The organism is Algoriphagus sp. Y33 (assembly GCF_014838715.1).
GTDB lineage: Bacteria > Bacteroidota > Bacteroidia > Cytophagales > Cyclobacteriaceae > Algoriphagus.
The window spans coordinates 2,787,169-2,805,466 of record NZ_CP061947.1 but is presented as its reverse complement, the minus strand read 5'-3'; the positions used below and the strand labels follow the sequence as shown (position 1 = coordinate 2,805,466).

The 18,298-nt window shown below is 42.5% G+C and carries 14 protein-coding genes; 5 read left to right on the top strand and 9 right to left on the bottom strand.

Annotation, left to right across the window (positions count from 1 at the left end):
* Positions 1–477 precede the first annotated feature (477 nt).
* From ID165_RS11415 to ID165_RS11395, 5 genes are all read right to left on the bottom strand, one after another.
* On the bottom strand, positions 478–1,269 hold the full coding sequence (locus ID165_RS11415; protein WP_192350670.1) for a queuosine precursor transporter: 792 nt from the start codon (positions 1,267–1,269) through the stop codon (positions 478–480).
* Positions 1,266–2,183 carry a ribonuclease Z gene (locus ID165_RS11410; RefSeq protein WP_192350668.1) on the bottom strand — a complete coding sequence of 306 codons (918 nt, stop codon included), beginning with the start codon at positions 2,181–2,183 and terminating at the stop codon, positions 1,266–1,268. Before ID165_RS11410 ends, ID165_RS11415 begins: the two co-directional genes overlap by 4 nt.
* Complete coding sequence (locus ID165_RS11405; RefSeq protein ID WP_192350666.1) at positions 2,180–2,557, bottom strand: STAS domain-containing protein; 378 nt, start codon at positions 2,555–2,557, stop codon at positions 2,180–2,182. The genes ID165_RS11410 and ID165_RS11405 overlap by 4 nt, the downstream gene beginning before the upstream one ends.
* 110 nt (positions 2,558–2,667) lie before the next feature.
* The gene (locus ID165_RS11400) at positions 2,668–3,606 is read right to left on the bottom strand and encodes a phosphoribosylaminoimidazolesuccinocarboxamide synthase (RefSeq protein WP_192350664.1); all 939 of its coding nucleotides are present in this window, start codon (positions 3,604–3,606) and stop codon (positions 2,668–2,670) included.
* A 59-nt stretch (positions 3,607–3,665) separates the two neighbouring features.
* The gene (locus ID165_RS11395; RefSeq protein WP_192350662.1) at positions 3,666–4,751 is read right to left on the bottom strand and encodes a toxin-antitoxin system YwqK family antitoxin; all 1,086 of its coding nucleotides are present in this window, start codon (positions 4,749–4,751) and stop codon (positions 3,666–3,668) included.
* Positions 4,752–5,296: 545 nt separating this feature from the next.
* Here ID165_RS11395 and ID165_RS11390 point away from each other — a divergent pair.
* Genes ID165_RS11390 through ID165_RS11380 form a run of 3 tightly spaced genes read left to right on the top strand, consistent with a single transcriptional unit; the run spans position 5,297 to position 11,138 of the window.
* Positions 5,297–6,688: a TolC family protein gene (locus ID165_RS11390; RefSeq protein ID WP_192350660.1), complete on the top strand. Its 1,392-nt coding sequence runs from the start codon at positions 5,297–5,299 to the stop codon at positions 6,686–6,688.
* A 15-nt stretch (positions 6,689–6,703) separates the two neighbouring features.
* Positions 6,704–9,973 (top strand): efflux RND transporter permease subunit, encoded by a 3,270-nt coding sequence (locus tag ID165_RS11385; RefSeq protein ID WP_192350658.1) that lies wholly within the window; start codon positions 6,704–6,706, stop codon positions 9,971–9,973.
* A gap of 46 nt (positions 9,974–10,019) precedes the next feature.
* Positions 10,020–11,138 (top strand): efflux RND transporter periplasmic adaptor subunit, encoded by a 1,119-nt coding sequence (locus ID165_RS11380; protein WP_192350656.1) that lies wholly within the window; start codon positions 10,020–10,022, stop codon positions 11,136–11,138.
* 40 nt (positions 11,139–11,178) lie between these two features.
* Here the strand turns inward: ID165_RS11380 and ID165_RS11375 are convergent, their stop codons facing one another.
* The 4 genes from ID165_RS11375 to ID165_RS11360 form a co-directional block, all read right to left on the bottom strand.
* Positions 11,179–12,357 carry an acetyl-CoA C-acyltransferase gene (locus ID165_RS11375; RefSeq protein ID WP_192351461.1) on the bottom strand — a complete coding sequence of 393 codons (1,179 nt, stop codon included), beginning with the start codon at positions 12,355–12,357 and terminating at the stop codon, positions 11,179–11,181.
* Between the two features lie 195 nt (positions 12,358–12,552).
* Positions 12,553–13,182, bottom strand: coding sequence for a hypothetical protein (locus ID165_RS11370; RefSeq protein WP_192350654.1), 630 nt, complete (start codon positions 13,180–13,182; stop codon positions 12,553–12,555).
* Positions 13,172–13,816, bottom strand: a complete 645-nt coding sequence (locus ID165_RS11365) for a hypothetical protein (protein ID WP_192350652.1) — start codon at positions 13,814–13,816, stop codon at positions 13,172–13,174. Before ID165_RS11365 ends, ID165_RS11370 begins: the two co-directional genes overlap by 11 nt.
* Complete coding sequence (locus tag ID165_RS11360; protein ID WP_192350650.1) at positions 13,817–14,782, bottom strand: VWA domain-containing protein; 966 nt, start codon at positions 14,780–14,782, stop codon at positions 13,817–13,819.
* 142 nt (positions 14,783–14,924) lie between these two features.
* Here ID165_RS11360 and ID165_RS11355 point away from each other — a divergent pair, with 142 nt between their 5' ends.
* Together ID165_RS11355 and ID165_RS11350 are read left to right on the top strand one after the other, a co-directional pair.
* Positions 14,925–17,327: a TonB-dependent receptor gene (locus tag ID165_RS11355; protein ID WP_192350648.1), complete on the top strand. Its 2,403-nt coding sequence runs from the start codon at positions 14,925–14,927 to the stop codon at positions 17,325–17,327.
* 1 nt (position 17,328) lies between these two features.
* Positions 17,329–18,165: a DUF4249 family protein gene (locus ID165_RS11350; protein ID WP_192350646.1), complete on the top strand. Its 837-nt coding sequence runs from the start codon at positions 17,329–17,331 to the stop codon at positions 18,163–18,165.
* Positions 18,166–18,298: the final 133 nt, after the last annotated feature.

Below are 18,298 nucleotides of genomic sequence, written 5' to 3'. Positions count from 1 at the left end.
ACAGTAAGGAATTCACGGCACGAAAAATTGTTTTTTGTCTTATTGACGGTGCAAAAGTATGATTAATATTTTGGAATGCCAAACCATCTTCAAAAATATTTAGAATAATTGTAAAAAAATGACGGGTTAAGGAGTGAAATATTTGGTTGGAGTGATGAGAGGTTGTGCTTACAGAGGATTGTATTGAATATTAAGATAGCAGATCAATTATTTTTCCTACAATTTTCAAATGCATAGCGGAGCTAATTACAGCCTGTTTTATAAAGTAGTACTCGTTGATCTGCTGTGAATATCCGGATTGGTCTTACGTTACTTGATTTAGAAAGAAATCTTTTAATAATTTGATTTTCGGCTACTTGTACTGTGTACTTGTCTCTGATAGATTTTGAGGTGATTTGACAACGTAAGTAATCTCTATTTTCAACATTAACCAACACTAGAGAGCGGGCCGTCTTTTTGAAGCGCTCAAATCTAGAATCACAAAAAGGCCTTATTCTCACTAGCTTCTTCGATCATTTCGGCAGCCAGCTCTTTGCCCAGGTATCGGTCAATGATTCCATGACCTAGGTAAAGTAAAGGAGTAAGTACAATGGCAACGACCATTTTGTAGAGGTAATTCATTATTCCTACTGCGATGATCTGGTCTAAACTCCAGTTTCCAAACACATAAAAAGCAATTCCCAAGACGACAAATGAATCGATAAACTGGCTTACCAACGTAGAACCTGTGGCTCTCAGCCAGATTTTGCTTTCACCAGTGATAGATCTCAGCTTTTGAAAAACATACACATCGATCAATTGACCGAGTAGGAATGCAGTAAGTGAACCTATGATGATTCCGAGGCCTTGTCGGAAAATTGTGTTGAATGCATAACTTATATTAAAACTATCACCTTCAGGAGTAGTAGCATTTACCTCGAGCCAGAAATCTGCCGGTGTCAAAGCTGTAACAACACTGATGACCACAAATGCATAAGCAATCAATCCGGCAGTCAAGAATGAGATTTTCTTCACCCCTTTTTTTCCAAAATATTCATTGATAATATCGGTAGTAATAAAGACTACCGGCCATATTATGGCACCTGCGGTAAGATTGAAATCCAATAAATATTCTCCGAAAAAAGTCCAGTTTACGGGATCAAATCCCAGCGTCTTCTCTGCGGAAAAAATCTTAACACCGATGATCTCTGCCAGAATTGCATTGGTCAGAAAGATGCTTCCCAGAATGATAAAAAGATTGGTTTTGCGGGAGTTTTGTACCTTGTTCATATGGCATAAGTCTGACCTTCCTCACTTAAAACACTAGGGACAAATACACTTTTTGCTTCATCCAACATAAGTTCCAGCTCTATATATCGTGAAGAGAAATGACCCAGAAGCAATTTTTTTACACAGCTCATTTTTGCGATTTCTGCGGCTTGCTTTGCGGTACTGTGAAATGTTGCCGCAGCCCGTTCTAAATTGTCTTCCATAAAGGTGGATTCATGGTAAAGCAGATCTGCATTCTCAATGTATTGTTTCAATTCCGGATTAAAAATTGTGTCTGAGCAATACGCATAGGAGCGAAGTGGAGGCAAAGGATGCGTATAGACGTTGACTTTGTACACTTTGCCATTTTCATCTTTGTAATCTATTCCCTTGCGAAGGGATTGGATAGCAGCAAAAGAAAGGTGGCTTTGTTGCAATTTTTCCTTGACCATACTCCTGAGCCCATGTTTTTCCTTGATCAGAAAACCAGTCGTCGGTAACCTGTGTTTTAAAGGGAAACTATACACTTGATAGTTAGGGGAATCCAGAAGCAAGTTTAGCCCATCATCATGGGTTTGTACAAAAGTGAGGGGATAACTCAGTTTGGTATTGCTCCAACGGAAATGCGTAGTGATGATCTCGTCTAGGCCTTGTGGACCGTAGATGGTTAGCGGACTTGTTCTTTTGGCTAAGTGATAGCTCGAAAGAAGTCCAACCAGACCCAAATAGTGATCTCCATGAAGATGAGAAATGAAAATAGTATTGATTTTGGAGACTTTGACCTTGAAGGCACGAGCTTGCAGCTGCATGGCCTCTCCACAGTCAAGCAGTAAAAAATCCTGCCCAAATCTCACGACTTGGGCAGTATGATGCCTTCCATGAACCGGAATGGAAGACGTGTTTCCTAATATGGTGACTTCAAACTCCGGTATCAACCTTCCTCCTCCTCTTCTCCGTTTTCGATTGCATGCATAAAGATTGCTTCACTTGCTTCTTCAAGAGAGCTCACCAGATTTAATTTCTTGTCCAGCATGGAAATCTTCAACAATTTCATCACATGATCCTGAACTCCGGAAATGATGAAAACACCACCGTTTTTACCAAATTCTCTATCTCCAACCAGCAAAGCACTTAGTCCTGAAGAATCCACATATTTAACTTCGCTCATGTCCAAAACCAGATTTTCGAAGCCTTCAGCATGAATCGTCAATAATTCGGATTTCAAAACAGGAGCAAGCAATGAATCCAATTTCTCTTCCTGTGGGGTGAAGATGACGTACTGTTCTTTTTTATCTATTGAATATTTCATATGATTATAATTGTTTTTCAGTGGCCATATGGAATCTCACATGCTGATAATCATCCCAGTGTGTGACTTTTGAGTCATGCTCGATTTCATAATATAAGTTAGTTGGTCTTTTAGCCTAGGTGTGAAAGAATTGCTTTTTCGATTCTAGACTCGATTTCTGTTGTGTTAGCTTTTTGGAATTTTTCCCCTGTTATTTTTTCGAAGAGCTCAATATAGCGATCAGAGATGCTTTCTACAATTTCGTCAGTCATTTCAGGCACAGATTGTCCATCCTTGCCCTGAAAACCATTCGAAATTAACCATTGTCTCACAAATTCTTTGGAAAGTTGCTTTTGAGCGATTCCCTTGGCCTGATTTTCTTCATATCCATCTGCATAGAAATAGCGGGAAGAATCAGGCGTATGGATTTCGTCAATCAGGAGGATTTTATCGCCTACCTTTCCGAATTCATATTTGGTATCGACCAAGATTAGTCCCATTTCATTGGCCATTTCCTGACCGCGCCGGAACAATGCTCTGGTGTACTTTTCCAGTTGCCCGTAATCTGCAGCACTAACAATTCCCTGCTTCAGAATTTCTTCTCTGGAAATATCTTCATCGTGTCCTTCGTCAGCCTTAGTAGTAGGTGTAATGATTGGCTCAGGGAAAGGGTCATTTTCACGCATATGTTCAGGCATCGCTACTCCACAGATAGTACGTTTTCCTGCTTTATACTCTCTGGCTGCATGGCCTGACATATATCCCCGGATCACCATTTCTACTTTGAAAGGTTCGCACCGAATGCCTATCGTTACATTGGGATCGGGGGTGGAAGTGACCCAGTTGGGTACGATATCGGATGTGGCAGCCAAGAATTTGGCGGCGATCTGATTCAGTACCTGCCCCTTGTAAGGAATCGGCTTGGGCAAAACCACGTCAAAAGCGGAAATTCTGTCGGATGCTACCACAACCAATTCTTTGTCAAACATATAGACATCACGGACTTTACCTTTGTAAAATCCCTGTTGTCCCGGGAATTGAAAATGGGTTTCTTTGATAGCGTTACTCATCCTTCTTATAGTTTGGGCAAAAATAGAAAAGCTTTTTCTTTCCTCTCTAGCCGGATCTATTATTTATTGATTTTATTACCCATTTCATAGATCTCTGTAGCGATAAGTGTTTCTTTTTCATCAAAAAAATCCTGATTTCCATCGAGTTTACCGCCCTTATATCTTTTGATTTCATCAAGCGAACCGTCTTTTCTGTATATTCTTACTTCTCCCTCTGGCTGACGGTTTAGATAGTTGACAGCAAAATTTACTTGACCGTTTTCAAAGTAATTGATTTCCAAGACAGGGTTGCCCAGCTTGTCAAAGCTCTTTCTTTGCTCAATTGCGCCGGAAGGGTAATATTTTTCGGCAGGCTGGATCGGTATTCCCTTTTTGAAATTTGCTTTTTCTTTTATTTCTCCATTTTGGTAATAGGAGACCAATTCTCCTTCCTCATATCCTTTCTTATAGCTCCCTCTGCGTTTCGGTGATCCATCGGGATAATTGAGCTCATAGCTTCCATCCAAAAGTCCTTTTGAGAAGTCAATCACGGAAAGTACCTGCCCATCTTCATAGAATTGAGTTTCTCTGCCATCTAGTTCTCCGTCTGAATAGATTGCAGAAATCAGAATTTGTCCGCTTTCTGTAAATTCTTCGAAAAGTCCGTTGTATCGACCCTCTGAAAAGTTCACTCTGGAAGCTTGTTTTCCCGATTCATAGAATGTTTCGCTGAGACCATCCGGCTTGTTGTTTTTGAAGTTGGTTTTATCGTGAATCTGACCGGATTCATAATAGGTGATCACTTCGCCCTCGATCCCGTTAGCTACATAAATGGAGGTCTGCTTTAGTTTTCCGCCGGGAAAATAGCTTTTGGATTCTCCCGAACGGATATTGTTTACAAAGGGAATTGATCTCAGGGTATCGCCTGTTTCGGGATTCAAATCTATAAACAACCCGTTTCTTTGGTCATCTTTCAGTTGACCGATCAGGACGAGGTTTCCGGCCCCATCAAACCGCCTGATTTCACCGTTCGCTTTTCCGTCCACCATAAAATACAACTCCTTGAGCATAGTCTCCTCCTCATCATAATAGGTTCGGATAGTGTCCTGAGCGTAGGAATACTGAGCTAGAATTGTCAAAAGGATAAAGGCAATTGTTTTTCTCACAGTTTTTGGGTTTTGGGACGAAGAGCTTGACAAGTTGTCAAATCTCTGGTAAATATTCCATTCATTGGTAAGCGTGCAATAAAATCTTATTCGTGATTGTTAATTTTTTAAAATTGGTGGATTCTATTTAAGGATTAATAGAAATGTCCGGTTTACTTTTTTTCGTGTATCCCATTTTCCATTGGTAAAAGAAAAATAAGGAATCATCAATGAGTCTGAGGTATACCAAGGATCCTGTATTATCATGCAGGCAAATCAGATGTATATACACTAAATTATAAGTGGCACCTAAGTCACCCGTCTGGTTAGCGTAATACATTTGCTGGTATGAATAGCTTTTTTAAGCCTTGCAAGCGCAATAAACCCACTATGTTTTGAAATCTAAAGATTTTAAAATTCATGTAATTAACTTATTTCTAGAGGTTTGATTTAGAAAGAGTGCTTGATCAGAATGTGTCCAATCGAATCACTTTTGAAAAATAAGACATGGAGTTTGTGAAGAATGCTTGACTGGCTATGGCCATTAGATGAATAAAATTGGGTTTATGAATAAATTTAAAAGTGGGTTTTTGTGCGTTTTACTGCTGCTCATATCCGTAGGCGGTGTCTGTGCTCAGGAGATGCTCACAATCAAAGAGGCCGTAGATATAGCGGTAACCAATTATGGAGCCATTCAGGCGAAGGGGTATTATGCAGCATCTTCCGTCGCTCTGGCAGACAAGGCGAAACGGGAATATCTTCCTGATTTTACACTTTCGGCCCAGCAGGATTATGGAACTGTGAATGGGATAATCAGTCCATTATGGGGATTTGGGGGCTATGGAGTAGCTTCTTCCGGTCTTCCCCGAAGTGAGCAAAACTGGGATGCGGCATTTGGCGCTTCCTATGTGGCCAACATCAACTGGGAGGTTTTTTCGTTTGGAAGGGCTTCCAGAAGAATACTAACTGCTGAGGCGGTTGCTGATCAGGATCAAAAAGACCTGACACAAGAAATATTCCAGCATCAAGTAAAAGTAGCTAGTGCCTATCTAGATGGAGTAGCTGCACATAAACTCACGGTTACTTTTGAGAAAAACATGGAAAGAGCAGCTACTTTCCAGCAGATAGTAAAGGCTAAAGCCAGAAACGGTTTGATCGCGGGAGTGGATTCTTCTCAGGCCGATGCGGAGTTTTCCAATGCTAAAATCGCTTACCTGAAGTCCCTGGATAGGGAATTGGAAGCTCAAAATACCCTGATGAACCTGATCGGTGTCGAGAGCCGGGAATACACACTGGACACCCTGTTTCTCTCTCGGGTACCTCAAGAATTTGTAGCCGACACGGTCATTTCGGATCACCCGCTATTGGAATGGTACCGGGCTAGAGTCAATGTGAATGAGCAGCAGACTGCCTATTTCCGCACCTTCAATTATCCTTCAATTGCCCTGATAGGAATTATGCAAACGCGTGCATCAGGCTTCGGGCCTACCTATAATTTGGATAATACGGACTTTTCGCATTCCTACTGGGATGGTATCAATCCTACCAGATCAAACTATCTAGTAGGAGTAGGGCTCACGTGGAATCTTTCCCGGATTCTAAGGACTTCCAAGCAGGTTCAGTCACAGAAATTCGTCAATGCCGCGCTGTTGGAAGAATACCGTCAAGCAGAGCTTCAGATTCGTTTACAGGGAGATTTGTCAGATAAAAAGCTACAAAATGCTTTGGAAAGTGTAAATGAGGCACCCATTCAGGTAGCTGCTGCTTCACAGGCCTACCAGAGGCAGCTTGCCTTGTATGAAAACGGGCTGACTGATTTGGTTAATGTCACCCAAACCCTTTATCTCTTGATCAGGGCTGAAACTGATATGGCCATTGCCAATAACAATGTGTGGCAAGCCTTGCTCTTTAAGGCAGCCGCAGCCGGAGATTACAGCTTATTCGAAGACCAACTTTAAACCACAGCGATTGAAATGGAATTGATACGTTTTGCATTAAGAAAACCAATTACAATTTTAGTGTTGGTAGTTGGTCTTTTGTTCTTTGGGATAAAGGCTGTGGATACCATCAAAATTGACATTTTTCCCCAATTAGACCTTCCTGTACTTTACTTGTCTCATCCACACGGAGGTTACATGCCTGAGCAGATGGAAGCATTCTATGGGAAAACTTATGTCAATATTTTTCTCTTTGTCAATGGAATAAAGCAAATTTCCACGAAAAATATTCAAGGCTTGACCTTGATGAAAATTGAGTTTTATCCAGGTACAGACATGGCTCAGGCAGCTGCGGAGATCAGTGCCTTTTCCAATAGGATTCAGGCTGCATTTCCACCGGGCTCAAATCCACCCTTTATAATCCGCTTTGATGCATCTACATTGCCGGTAGGACAATTGGTTTTAAGCTCGGATACCAGAGCGAATAACGAGCTGCTCGACATTGCAAATATAAATGTACGCTCGACCTTTACTTCAATTCCCGGATTGGTTTCCTCGCCTCCTTTTGGCGGGAGTTCCAGAACGGTAGTGATCAAAGTGGATCCGAAAAAACTCCGTGACCACAATCTTACCCCGGATCAGCTCGTAGAGGCCATGCGGGTCAATAACATCACCACGCCTTCTGGCAATGTGAGGATCGGAGATGTAAACTATTTAACTCCCGCAAATACGATTTTAAATACAGTTCAGGAGTTTGAAGATATTCCGCTTTTCAAAGAGGATGTCCATAATCTCTATATGAAGGATGTGGCCACTGTGGTAGACGGGTCGGACATTGCATCAGGTTATGCCTTGGTGAATGGTAGGAGATCAGTTTATTTAAGTATTGCCAAAAGTGCGGATGCATCCACATGGGAAGTAGTTCAAAACCTGAAGAAATCCATTCCCGATATTCAAAACCAATTGCCGGAGGATGTCAAACTCACCTTTGAGTTTGACCAGTCCCAGTACGTGATTAATTCAGTGGACAGCTTGATGCATGAGGGGATTATTGGTGCCGTTCTTACCGGTCTCATGGTTTTACTCTTTTTGGGAGATGCCCGCGGAGCTTTGATTGTCATTTTGACTATTCCTGCTTCAATTATTACGTCTGTTCTATTCTTGAATTTGTTTGGTCAGACAATAAACATTATGACACTGAGCGGTTTGGCTTTAGCAATCGGTATTCTGGTGGATGAGAGCACGGTGACCATAGAAAATATCCACCAGCATTTTGATATGGGCAAGCCCAAAGCATTGGCGATCTGGCATGCCTGTTCTGAAATCGCCTATCCCAAGTTACTTATCTTGCTCTGTATTTTGGCAGTGTTTGCTCCGGCATTTACTATGGGAGGGATTCCAGGGTCGCTTTTTCTTCCTTTGGCACTTGCGATCGGTTTCAGTATGGTTGCTTCCTATTTTCTTTCCCAAACCTTTGTCCCGGTTCTGGCAAACTGGTTGATGAAAGTAAAGCATCACGTGAAGACCGACGGTCGCCAGATGAATGAGCAGGAAGAGCGGAGGTTGGCGGGTATAGATAGTTCTTTAGAAAGTAGCCACGGACAAAAAGTAGTATTGGCACAGCGGGTCGATATCAACAGGGATGGTGAAATCAGTCTGTTTGAACGATTCCGTAGACGCTATCTAAACTTGATAGAATCGCTGCTTCCCTACAGTAAACCGGTGCTGATCATCTACTTGATCGTCACTGTAGGGCTGGTGGCGTTGATGGTGAACGGGATCGGCAGAGATGTCTTACCCCGGGTAGATGGTAGACAGTTTCAGTTGAGGATGAAATTACCGGACGGTACCAGGATGGAAACGACCGAGTCGGAAACTATTAAACTGTTGGCCGGAATTGATGAGATCGTAGGAAAGGAGAATATCTCCGTGACCTCTGCTTATGTAGGGTTGCATCCCCAGCTTTATTCCATCAATCCGGTTTTTCTTTGGATGTCCGGTCCGCATGAGGCAGTGCTTCAGGTTGCTTTGAACAGGGATTACGAGGTGAATTTGGATGAACTCAAAGATGCCATCCGTGAGAAAGCCGTCCTAATCAATCCTAAGATGAGTTTGTCCTTCGAACCTATAGAACTGACCGATAAAATTCTCAGTCAAGGTTCTCCTACACCGATTGAAGTTCGTTTTGTGGGCCGTAATAAAGCGTTGAATAGAGAATACGCAAGGAAACTGATCGATAAACTGAAAACGATTGATTACCTCAGAGATATACAGATAGGACAATCTGTGAATTATCCGACCATAAATATTTCCATCGACCGACTCAGAGCTGCGCAGCTTGGGGTGGATATCAGTGACGTGTCCCGTTCTCTTATAGCATCCACCTCTTCCTCCAGATTTACCGAGAAAAATGTCTGGGTAGACAGAACTAGCAGTAACAGCTATAATGTGCAGATCCAAGTACCGGAAGGGCAGATGAACAGTATCGAGGAGATTGGACAGATTCCTATTAAAAGGAATTCTGCAAGGCCGGTGCTTAGCGATATAGCAACGTTTGAAGAGGGCAGGACTGAAGGCGAGATTGATAACTTGGGTGCAAATCCGATGCAAACCGTCACAGCGAATCTAAATGATATGGACTTGGCGACTGCTGCAGCTGATGTAAATGCTGCTATAGCTTCACTTGGAGAACTGCCCAGGGGATTGAAAGTAGAGCTCATAGGCATGAGTGCCACACTTATCGAAACGCTGGATAGCCTAGAGGGTGGCCTATTGGTCGCGATAGTGGTGATTTTTCTGATGCTTGCGGCAAACTTCCAATCGTTCAAAGTATCGGGTGTGGTATTGGTGACCGTACCTGCCGTCTTGATGGGATCATTGTTGTTACTGATTGTGAGTGGATCTACACTTAATCTTCAATCTTACATGGGAATCATCATGTCAGTAGGTGTTTCAATTTCCAATGCGGTTCTACTCATTACCAATGCCGAAGAACTCCGCTTGAAAAATGGAGATTCAACCAAATCTGCGATAGAAGCTGCTTCTCTACGGGTAAGGCCGATTGTGATGACTGCGATGGCCATGGTGGTGGGGATGATTCCCATTGCAATCGGAATGGGAGAAGGCTCCGGGCAAACATCCCCACTGGGAAGAGCCGTTATAGGAGGGTTGATTGCCTCGACTATTGCCGCGCTTATCATTCTTCCCATAGCATTCTCTTGGGCTCAGGCCAAAACTACCACGCAAAGCGTCTCTCTTGATCCGGAAGATGAACATAGCATCCACTATATCCCCCAATCCAATTAAGCTGTTTCCCCCATTGATTATGAGTGATTACCTAACTAGGCAAAAAATGAAAATCAGAGAATATTCAAAGTTTACAATACCTCTTTGTATTGTGGTTGGAATGGCTTTTCAAAGTTGTAAATCTGAAGGAAAGAAGTTCCCGGATGCCACAGCGGAACCTGTGGTGTTGACCCACGAAGGCTTTCGATTGACGAAAGGAGCCGTGTCATCCTCTTTCAGGATTCCGGGAGAACTTATTGCAAATCAGCAGGTGGATATCTATGCCAAGGTGAGCAGTTTTGTGCAGAAACTGCTCGTAGATGTGGGATCGGAAGTGAAGCAGGGGCAATTACTGGTCAGGCTGGAAGCTCCGGAAATCAGTTCCCAACTGGCAGGAGCTGAATCTAGACTCAAGTCTTTTGAAGCGGTATATTTGGCAAGTAAATCACGCTATGATCGGATTTTGAAAACCAGTGAAACGCCGGGTACCATCTCTCAAAATGATTTGGATATGGCTTTTGCAGCTCAGCAGTCAGATCTTGCCAAATGGGAATCTGCCAAAGCAGCCTATCGGGAAGTAATGGACGCTAAGAATTACCTGGAAATAAGTGCTCCTTTTTCGGGAGTAATCACTTCGCGAAATGTGAGTACGGGAGCCTATGTAGGGCCCTCCGGAAGAGGATCAGAGCAACCGCTCTTCACATTGCAGGAGCAGAAGAATCTCAGACTTGTGGTTAACGTGCCTGAATTGTATGCGTATACGATGAAGAAAGGTAATGTAGTGGAATTTACCGTCCGTTCATTTCCCGGGAAAATATTCAAGGCAGAGGTTTCCCGGCTGGCAGGAGCGCTCGATGATCGCTTGCGGGCGGAGCGGGTGGAGATGGATGTGACTAATCCTACCGGTGAATTACTCCCCAAAATGATAGCGGAAGTGACGATTCCGATCAATACTGATGGCAACAGTTATGCAATACCCCAATCAGCAATCCTGACTTCGACCTTGGGCACATTTGTCATCAAGATGGAAAACGACAGTACGCTTTGGGTTCCTGTCAATGTGGGAAGGAGTGGTGGAGACATTATTGAAGTTTTCGGAGATCTGAATGATAGCGATATTTTGCTGAAAAGTGTGTCTGAAGAAATAAGAGACAAGTCTCCTGTAAAAGTAGAAATCACCGGATAGCTAGCCAGTGATTTCTGCTTATTTTAAAATTTGATTCTAATCACATCTTCTCAATAACTATCGCCGAGGCGCCACCACCTCCATTGCAAATGCCTGCAACGCCAATTTTACCGTTCTTCTGATGAAGTACAGAGTTCAAGGTGCTGATGATTCTGGCACCCGAAGCTCCAAGAGGATGTCCCAAAGAAACAGCTCCTCCAAAGACATTGATTTTGTCATTGTCCAGATTCAATTCTTTTTGATTGGCTAATGCTACAGCTGAAAATGCTTCATTGATTTCGTAGAAATCAATGTCTTCTGCAGTTAATCCCGCATGTTTTATTGCTTTGGGAATGGCTAGGGCAGGGGCAGTGGTAAACCATAGCGGATCGGTAGCGGCATCGGCAAATCCCCTGATTTTTGCCAGAGGTTTTAATCCCAATTCCTCCGCTTTTTCTTTACTGACCAACACCAACGCAGAAGCTCCATCATTCATGGTGGAGGCATTGGCTGCAGTGACAGTTCCTTCTTTGTCAAAAACCGGTCGAAGTGAAGGGATTTTGTCAAACATCACATTCTTATATTCCTCATCCTCGTCGATGAGGATAGTTTCGCCTTTTCTGCCTTTGATTTCCACGGGAACGACTTCATCTTTGAAGTATCCCTTTGCCCAAGAATCGGCTGAGCGCCGGTAGGATTGGATGGCATAGGCATCCTGAGCTTCCCTGGAAATATTCATTTCTTTGGCCGTATTATCCGCACAGTTCCCCATCGGGAATTTGTAATACACTTCGAAAAGCCCATCTTTTGCCAAGCCATCAATGAATTCGGCATTGCCATACTTGTAGCCAAATCTTGCTTTAGGCACATAGAAAGGAACGTTTGACATACTTTCCATACCGCCGGCGACTACCACGTCATTGATGCCAAGCATGATAGACTGGGCACCAAACATCACTGCTTTCATCCCTGAAGCGCAGACTTTGTTGACGGTGGTACAAGGAACATTGTAGCCGATTCCTGCACCTATGGCTGCCTGACGGGCAGGGGCTTGTCCAAGGTTGGCGGAAATCACATTTCCCATAAAAACTTCCTGAACTGATTCTGATTGGACACCTGCCTTGGCTAAGGCTCCCTTAATGGCTGTACTGCCAAGTTCTATTGCTGTAAGTCCGGCTAATTTTCCTCCAAAACTCCCCAAAGGAGTCCTTACGGCAGAGACGATATATACTTCTTTGATCATGGTTAGTTGGGTTTAATTAAGATGTTAGATTCTAGACGTTAGACACTAGATGTTAGAATTAAGAAATTAAAGTGAAGAATCTAGAGCTATGAATCATTAACAATTCAAAGAAATTTTTTTAGGACTCCTGCATATTAATCGTTCCAGATCCCCAAGTCTTGAATCTAATATCTTGAATCTAAAATCTATCTTTTACCAATCAGGAATCCCTCTCTTAGGTCGTTCAGTAGCTTTTTTCTTGTTTTGCTGAATGTGACGTAACTCTGCCGCATTCATGCTTTCGAGTATTTGTGCAGCTTGCTCGGGGGTTAGGTTCATTGCTTTTAGCTTTTCCTTAAACTCCTCCATAGTTTTTTGTTTGTCAGCTAGATTGGCATCCATCTGATCATTGGCATTTTCGCCCGGTTTGTCGTCGCTTTGTTCTGATGGATCGCCTGCTTGGGATTCTTTGGCTTTATCTTCGTCGGTTTTATCACCATCTTCTTTTTGTTCTTGCTGGTTGCCATCTTCACCTTGGCTGGAGTTGTCTTGCTGCTGCTCTTTTTGCTCCTGATTTTGCTGGTCTTGATTTTGTTGGTTTTGCTGATCCTGCTTGTCCTGTTCTTCCTGTTCTTTCTCCAGTTTTTCTTTCAAAGCTTGAAGTTTTGCATCGGTGGGATACTTGGACAAACCGTCGTTTACCGTAGCCAAAGCCTGTTCTTTTTCTGTTTTGACATAAGAGCGGGCGGCGCGGTTAAAGTATTCTCCCGAAGTTTGCGCATTACCCGTAGCTATGCTAAGTGTGAAAGTTAATCCCAGAAGTATTAGAATTTTATTTTTCATCGATCTCTGTGATTTCTTGAAGACTGCTGATAAACTGCTGATAAGCCGCAACGGTTTCATCTTGTTGCAAAGCTTCATTCATAAGGTTAAACGCATCCTTGAAGCGGAATTGTTCCACCATTCTATCTGCCTCGGCTTTTTTACGCTTGGCAAACTCTGACGGATCGGGTTTGTTTTGATCTTCATTTTTGCGTTCCTCATCCCGTTGCAACCACCGAGCCAACAATTCATAATTGTGTCTAGCTACCTCATTGTTGGGATCTTGGATCAAAGCAGATTTAAATTTGCTCAAAGCCGCCTCATATTCTTTTTTATTTCCAAGAAGTATTCCCCCCTGATTGAAGGCAAAGGAGGCGAGTACCTTATTTGGAGTGACTGAAGTTTTATCATAAAATGCACTGGCCTCTTCTAGTTTCTCTGCATATTGATTACTTAGTCCCAGATTATAATCTAGTTCAGGGGAAGAATATGCGAACTCATCGATTAGGATCTGATGGTTTGTGATAGACTGCTCGTATTCAGCTTTAGCATAGCTTTCTCCTGCCAAATCAATTGCGGAATTTAATCTGGAAACCCGAGTCCAAGAGGCGGGAATCAGTAGAAAAACAGCCAATATTAGCTTACTCCAATTCATTTATAATTTGATAGTTTTGATTGGTAACATCATATCCAGCAAAGAAAGTACTAAACCGGCCAAGAGGAAATAAAAGTACTTATTTGCGGAAGCTTCCACAATTCTAGATCCGGTCACTCCACCTTCCAGCCGTTCCAGGGCGGCAGTCAAGTCTCCAATTTCCTGAACTTCATCAGAAATTTCAAAGTATTGCCCGTTAGTCTCTGCTGCAATTTGTTGGAGAGGTGAGCGGTCAAGAGCAGTTTGTGCCGGTTTGCCCGTTTTGGGATCTATCACCAGGCCGTTTCCTCTGGGTATGCTACTTCCACCTGTAGTTCCAATCCCCAGAGAGAATACTTTTATTCCTTCATTGTTCAACCGGGAACCAATTTCCTCCAGATCATCCCCGAAATTTTCTCCGTCAGATATGAGGATAATTGATTTGGATTTCACTTCCTGACTTTCGTCACTGAGAAATCTGTCTTCAGCCATTCTCAGTGGTCCGTTGAGGTCTGTACCGAAATTGGGAACCAGTCCCGTATTCAGACCGTCGATATACAATTGCAGCACACTTTGATCAAAGGTAAGGGGGCATTGGAGAAACGCCTCTGAACTGAAAATAATCAGCCCGATTCTATCTGAGGGAAAACTTTTTGTCAAGTTTTTCAACTCAAACTTAATGCGCTGAAGACGGCTTGGACCTATGTCGGTGGCATTCATGGACTGGGATAGATCTACCGCAATAAAGATGTCCTTTCCCTCTTCCTGTATTTCTTTTAGCGAAGTCCCTATGGAAGGTCCTGCAAATGCAATGAGAAACAGCACAAAATAGATTGTTCTGATGACTACTTTGGTGAACAGTCTGCGCTTCTGTACTACGAGCTTACGGTTGATCTTCCAGTAGCGAAATAGATAAACAAAATACAGCAAGCCGAAAATGCCGGCTAGCAAGAGGGTGAGTTTTACGTCCGGATATGCCCAAATCATGACCTGAAATTATAAAATAAAGATTACTTTAAAAGGAGGAATGCTGCAAGTGGTGGACATAAATTCAAATGTTCTTAATAATTAACAAACATTAATTTTTTTGAATCGTGTAGCTTTGAATAGAGTTTCTAATTAAAGCAGCATGAAGGCAACTGCCAAACGGAGTAAATTAATTTTCTTTTTCATTTTCATTTTATCTTTTTTCGAGAGTATCGCTCAGGAAACAGTGTTTTTTACCGCTGAGGTGATTGATGCAAGTAATTCATCCCCGCTTCCCGGTGCAAGCGTTTACTGGGAAGGAGATGTGTCCTCCGGAGTAGTTGCTGATTTGGATGGGGCTTTTCGCATACAAGTCAAATCCCTTCCTGCCCGCTTGGTGGTTTCCTTTGTTGGGTTTGAAAGTTCTACCCGGGTAATTACCGCAAAAGACCTTGATAAAGCACAACGTTTTTTCTTAAAAGCGGAAGAAATGTCCCTCGATGAGATTATTATCCAGGAGAGAAGACCGGATGAGCAAGTCAGAAATATGGAAACGGGGAAAGCTACCATCCCCATTGCCACCATTAAAAATATTCCTGCACTGTTTGGCGAGGTAGATCTGCTCAGAAGTTTGCAGCTGCTTCCGGGAGTTCAGACAGCGGGAGAGGGAACCACCGGACTTTTTGTCCGTGGGGGTTCCGCTGATCAGAATTTGGTGCAGCTGGACGGTGCGCCCGTTTACAATCCTTCGCATTTCTTTGGGTTTTTCTCTGTTTTCAATCCAGATGCACTCGATCAGGTAGAGCTCTATAAGGGAAATATGCCGGCGTCTTATGGAGGAAGACTATCGTCTTTGATTGATGTTTCACTTCGGGAAGGCAATAATCAACAGGTTCATGGAGAAGGGGGTATAGGGACCATTTCTTCCAGATTGACTTTAGACGGACCACTGTTTTCTGAGAAATCAACTTTTGTGATTTCAGGTAGAAGAACTTATGCAGACCTTTTTTTGAAGCTTTCCAACGATACTGATATCAATAATAACAAGCTGAATTTTCATGATCTTAGCGGGAAACTGTCCTTTATTCTGAGCGAAAAAGATAAGCTCACTGTTTCGAGTTATCAAGGAAGTGATTTTCTTGGTCTTGATGACCAATTTGGATTAGGCTGGACCAATTGGGTGTCTTCTGTTCAGTGGAATAGAAATATTTCCGATAACCTGTTCTTTGATCTGCAAGGATATCATTCCAGGTATAATTACAGCGTGGAGCTGGACGATCCGAGTACCGGTTTTGAGTGGAAAAACAATCTTTCAGAGTCGGGTATAAAGGGCATTTGGACTTTCCTGAAAGGAGAGTCTCTTCAGACTTATTGGGGCTTTCACAGCCAGTTTTACCATTTTGCACCTATAGCTCTAAATCCTACAGGTGATAGTAGTATTGAACCATTCGATACCAATGCAAAAAATGGCTTGCTTAATAATTTATTTGCAGGCCTGACGTATGAAATCACTTCAAAATTAAGCGCGGAGGCAGGGCTTAGATGGGGTTTTTATAATCAAGTAGGCAAAGGAGTGGATTATTTCTATGAAGGAGACATTCCAACTCCGAATGCTCCGATTATGGATACATTGAATTACAGGACGTTAGAAAAGATCAAATTTTATCAGGGATTAGAACCCAGAGTTGCATTTAGATATTTGATTAATGATGAGTTTTCTCTTAAAACAGCCTATAACCGAAATTTTCAATATGTTCAGATCGCTTCCAATAGCTCTGCAGGATTGCCTATAGATAGGTGGATTTTGGCAGGAACTTATGTCCCTCCAATAAGGTCAGATCAGGTTTCGCTCGGCTTATTCCGGAATTTTGATAATAACAGATGGGAATTTTCTGTAGAAGGATATTATAAGGATTTCAAGAACATCATTGATTTGAGAAATGGTGCTCAAATACTTTTTACCGATCAAGTGGAGACGGAAATACTTACCGGAAATGGCTGGGCGTATGGAGCTGAGTTCCTGCTGAGAAAGAATGTGGGGAAAACCACCGGCTGGTTGGCATATACTTGGTCCCGGTCTTGGCGTAAGACTCCAGGAGTCTCCGAAGGATTGAAATATAATCCCCGCTATGATCGACCCCATGATATCACGCTGGTTTTGAATCATGAGTTTTCACCATCATGGTCAGCGGGATTGACATTTATCTACACCACAGGGCAGGCTGTCTCATTTCCAGTGGGGCTTTATTCTGTGGATTTGCAGCCTGTTCCTCTTTATTCTAAGTATAGAAATCAGGACAGGTTTCCTGATTACCATAGAATGGATGCGTCAGTCACTTGGAGAAATGCCGATAAGGGAAGGAAATGGAGAGGAAGCTGGAATTTTAGCATTTACAACCTGTATGGACGGAAAAATCCTTTCTCTTATGAGTTCAGGGAGATCTATAACGATGATATCAGATATAGCAAAGAAGATGATGGTCCTATAGAATCAGTGAGGCAAGGAATTGTGATGACTTACCTATTTACATTTTTGCCCTCAGTTACCTATAATTTTGAATTTTAACATGAAAAGAATAAGTATCATATTTCTGGCAATGCTGGCATTTTCTTGTCAAGAGGAAGTGGAACTTCCTCTGCGTTCAGCCGATTCTCAGTTTCCTGTGATTGAAGCAATATGGTCTGACAGGCCTTTTTATAATGAAGTGAAGGTGACCTTGGCACAAAGCTATTTTGACAGCACAGAGATGGATGTGGTAGGGAGTGCCCAGGTTTATATCCTCAACTCAGGCAATAAAGAGGTTATCCCCTTTTCTTACGACCATCAAACATCCAGTTATAGGCCTAATTCGCCCGGAAAAATAGCCCAAATCGGTGAAACCTATCAGTTGTTTGTGAAATGGGAGGGCAACGAATACACTGCAGAAGGAGTGATGCTGGAACCTCCTATTGTCGACAGTGTCACTTATAACTTTGAAAAAGAAAGGCTATTCCGGGATGAAGGCTACTATATCAAAGTATTTGGTAGAATCCCTTTTGAAGAAGATAATTATTATCGAATCCGTGTAATTGAGAATGATACGCTAAAGAATGACCGTGATGATTACTTGCTTTTTGATGACACTTTTGGTTTAACTGTTTTTGAAAAGGGGCTTGAACTGGACTATGACTTTGAAGTGGGCGATAAAGTAAGGTTGGAGCTCTATAGATTAAATAAACAGCCTTACGATTACTTAGTCCAGCTGGTCAATCTTCTTTACAATGATGGTGGATTATTCAGTCCTCCTCCCCAAAATCCCGACACCAATATCAAAGTGATAGAAGGAAGCCAGGATGTCTTGGGCTATTTCAGTGTAACCCCGATCTTAACGGCTTCAGTAGACATCGAACCGGAGGACGAATGAAAGCGGTTGGCCAATTAGCTTTATTCTAAGCCAGTCCAGGCATTGATTAAATTTAAATGTACTTAATCAGAAGAGTTGAACTTTCTTTCCGCTAATTCTTATGGTATCCAGATTTTTTTTGAAAGACTGATAA

Bases quoted from the DNA above. Each gene is read 5' to 3' on its own strand.
- ID165_RS11415 (WP_192350670.1), bottom strand. From the start codon at position 1,269: ATGAACAAGGTACAAAACTCCCGCAAAACCAATCTTTTTATCATTCTG.
- ID165_RS11405 (WP_192350666.1), bottom strand. From the start codon at position 2,557: ATGAAATATTCAATAGATAAAAAAGAACAGTACGTCATCTTCACCCCA.
- ID165_RS11400 (WP_192350664.1), bottom strand. From the start codon at position 3,606: ATGAGTAACGCTATCAAAGAAACCCATTTTCAATTCCCGGGACAACAG.
- ID165_RS11390 (WP_192350660.1), top strand. From the start codon at position 5,297: ATGAATAAATTTAAAAGTGGGTTTTTGTGCGTTTTACTGCTGCTCATA.
- ID165_RS11385 (WP_192350658.1), top strand. From the start codon at position 6,704: ATGGAATTGATACGTTTTGCATTAAGAAAACCAATTACAATTTTAGTG.
- ID165_RS11380 (WP_192350656.1), top strand. From the start codon at position 10,020: ATGAAAATCAGAGAATATTCAAAGTTTACAATACCTCTTTGTATTGTG.
- ID165_RS11370 (WP_192350654.1), bottom strand. From the start codon at position 13,182: ATGAAAAATAAAATTCTAATACTTCTGGGATTAACTTTCACACTTAGC.
- ID165_RS11365 (WP_192350652.1), bottom strand. From the start codon at position 13,816: ATGAATTGGAGTAAGCTAATATTGGCTGTTTTTCTACTGATTCCCGCC.
- ID165_RS11360 (WP_192350650.1), bottom strand. From the start codon at position 14,782: ATGATTTGGGCATATCCGGACGTAAAACTCACCCTCTTGCTAGCCGGC.
- ID165_RS11355 (WP_192350648.1), top strand. From the start codon at position 14,925: ATGAAGGCAACTGCCAAACGGAGTAAATTAATTTTCTTTTTCATTTTC.
- ID165_RS11350 (WP_192350646.1), top strand. From the start codon at position 17,329: ATGAAAAGAATAAGTATCATATTTCTGGCAATGCTGGCATTTTCTTGT.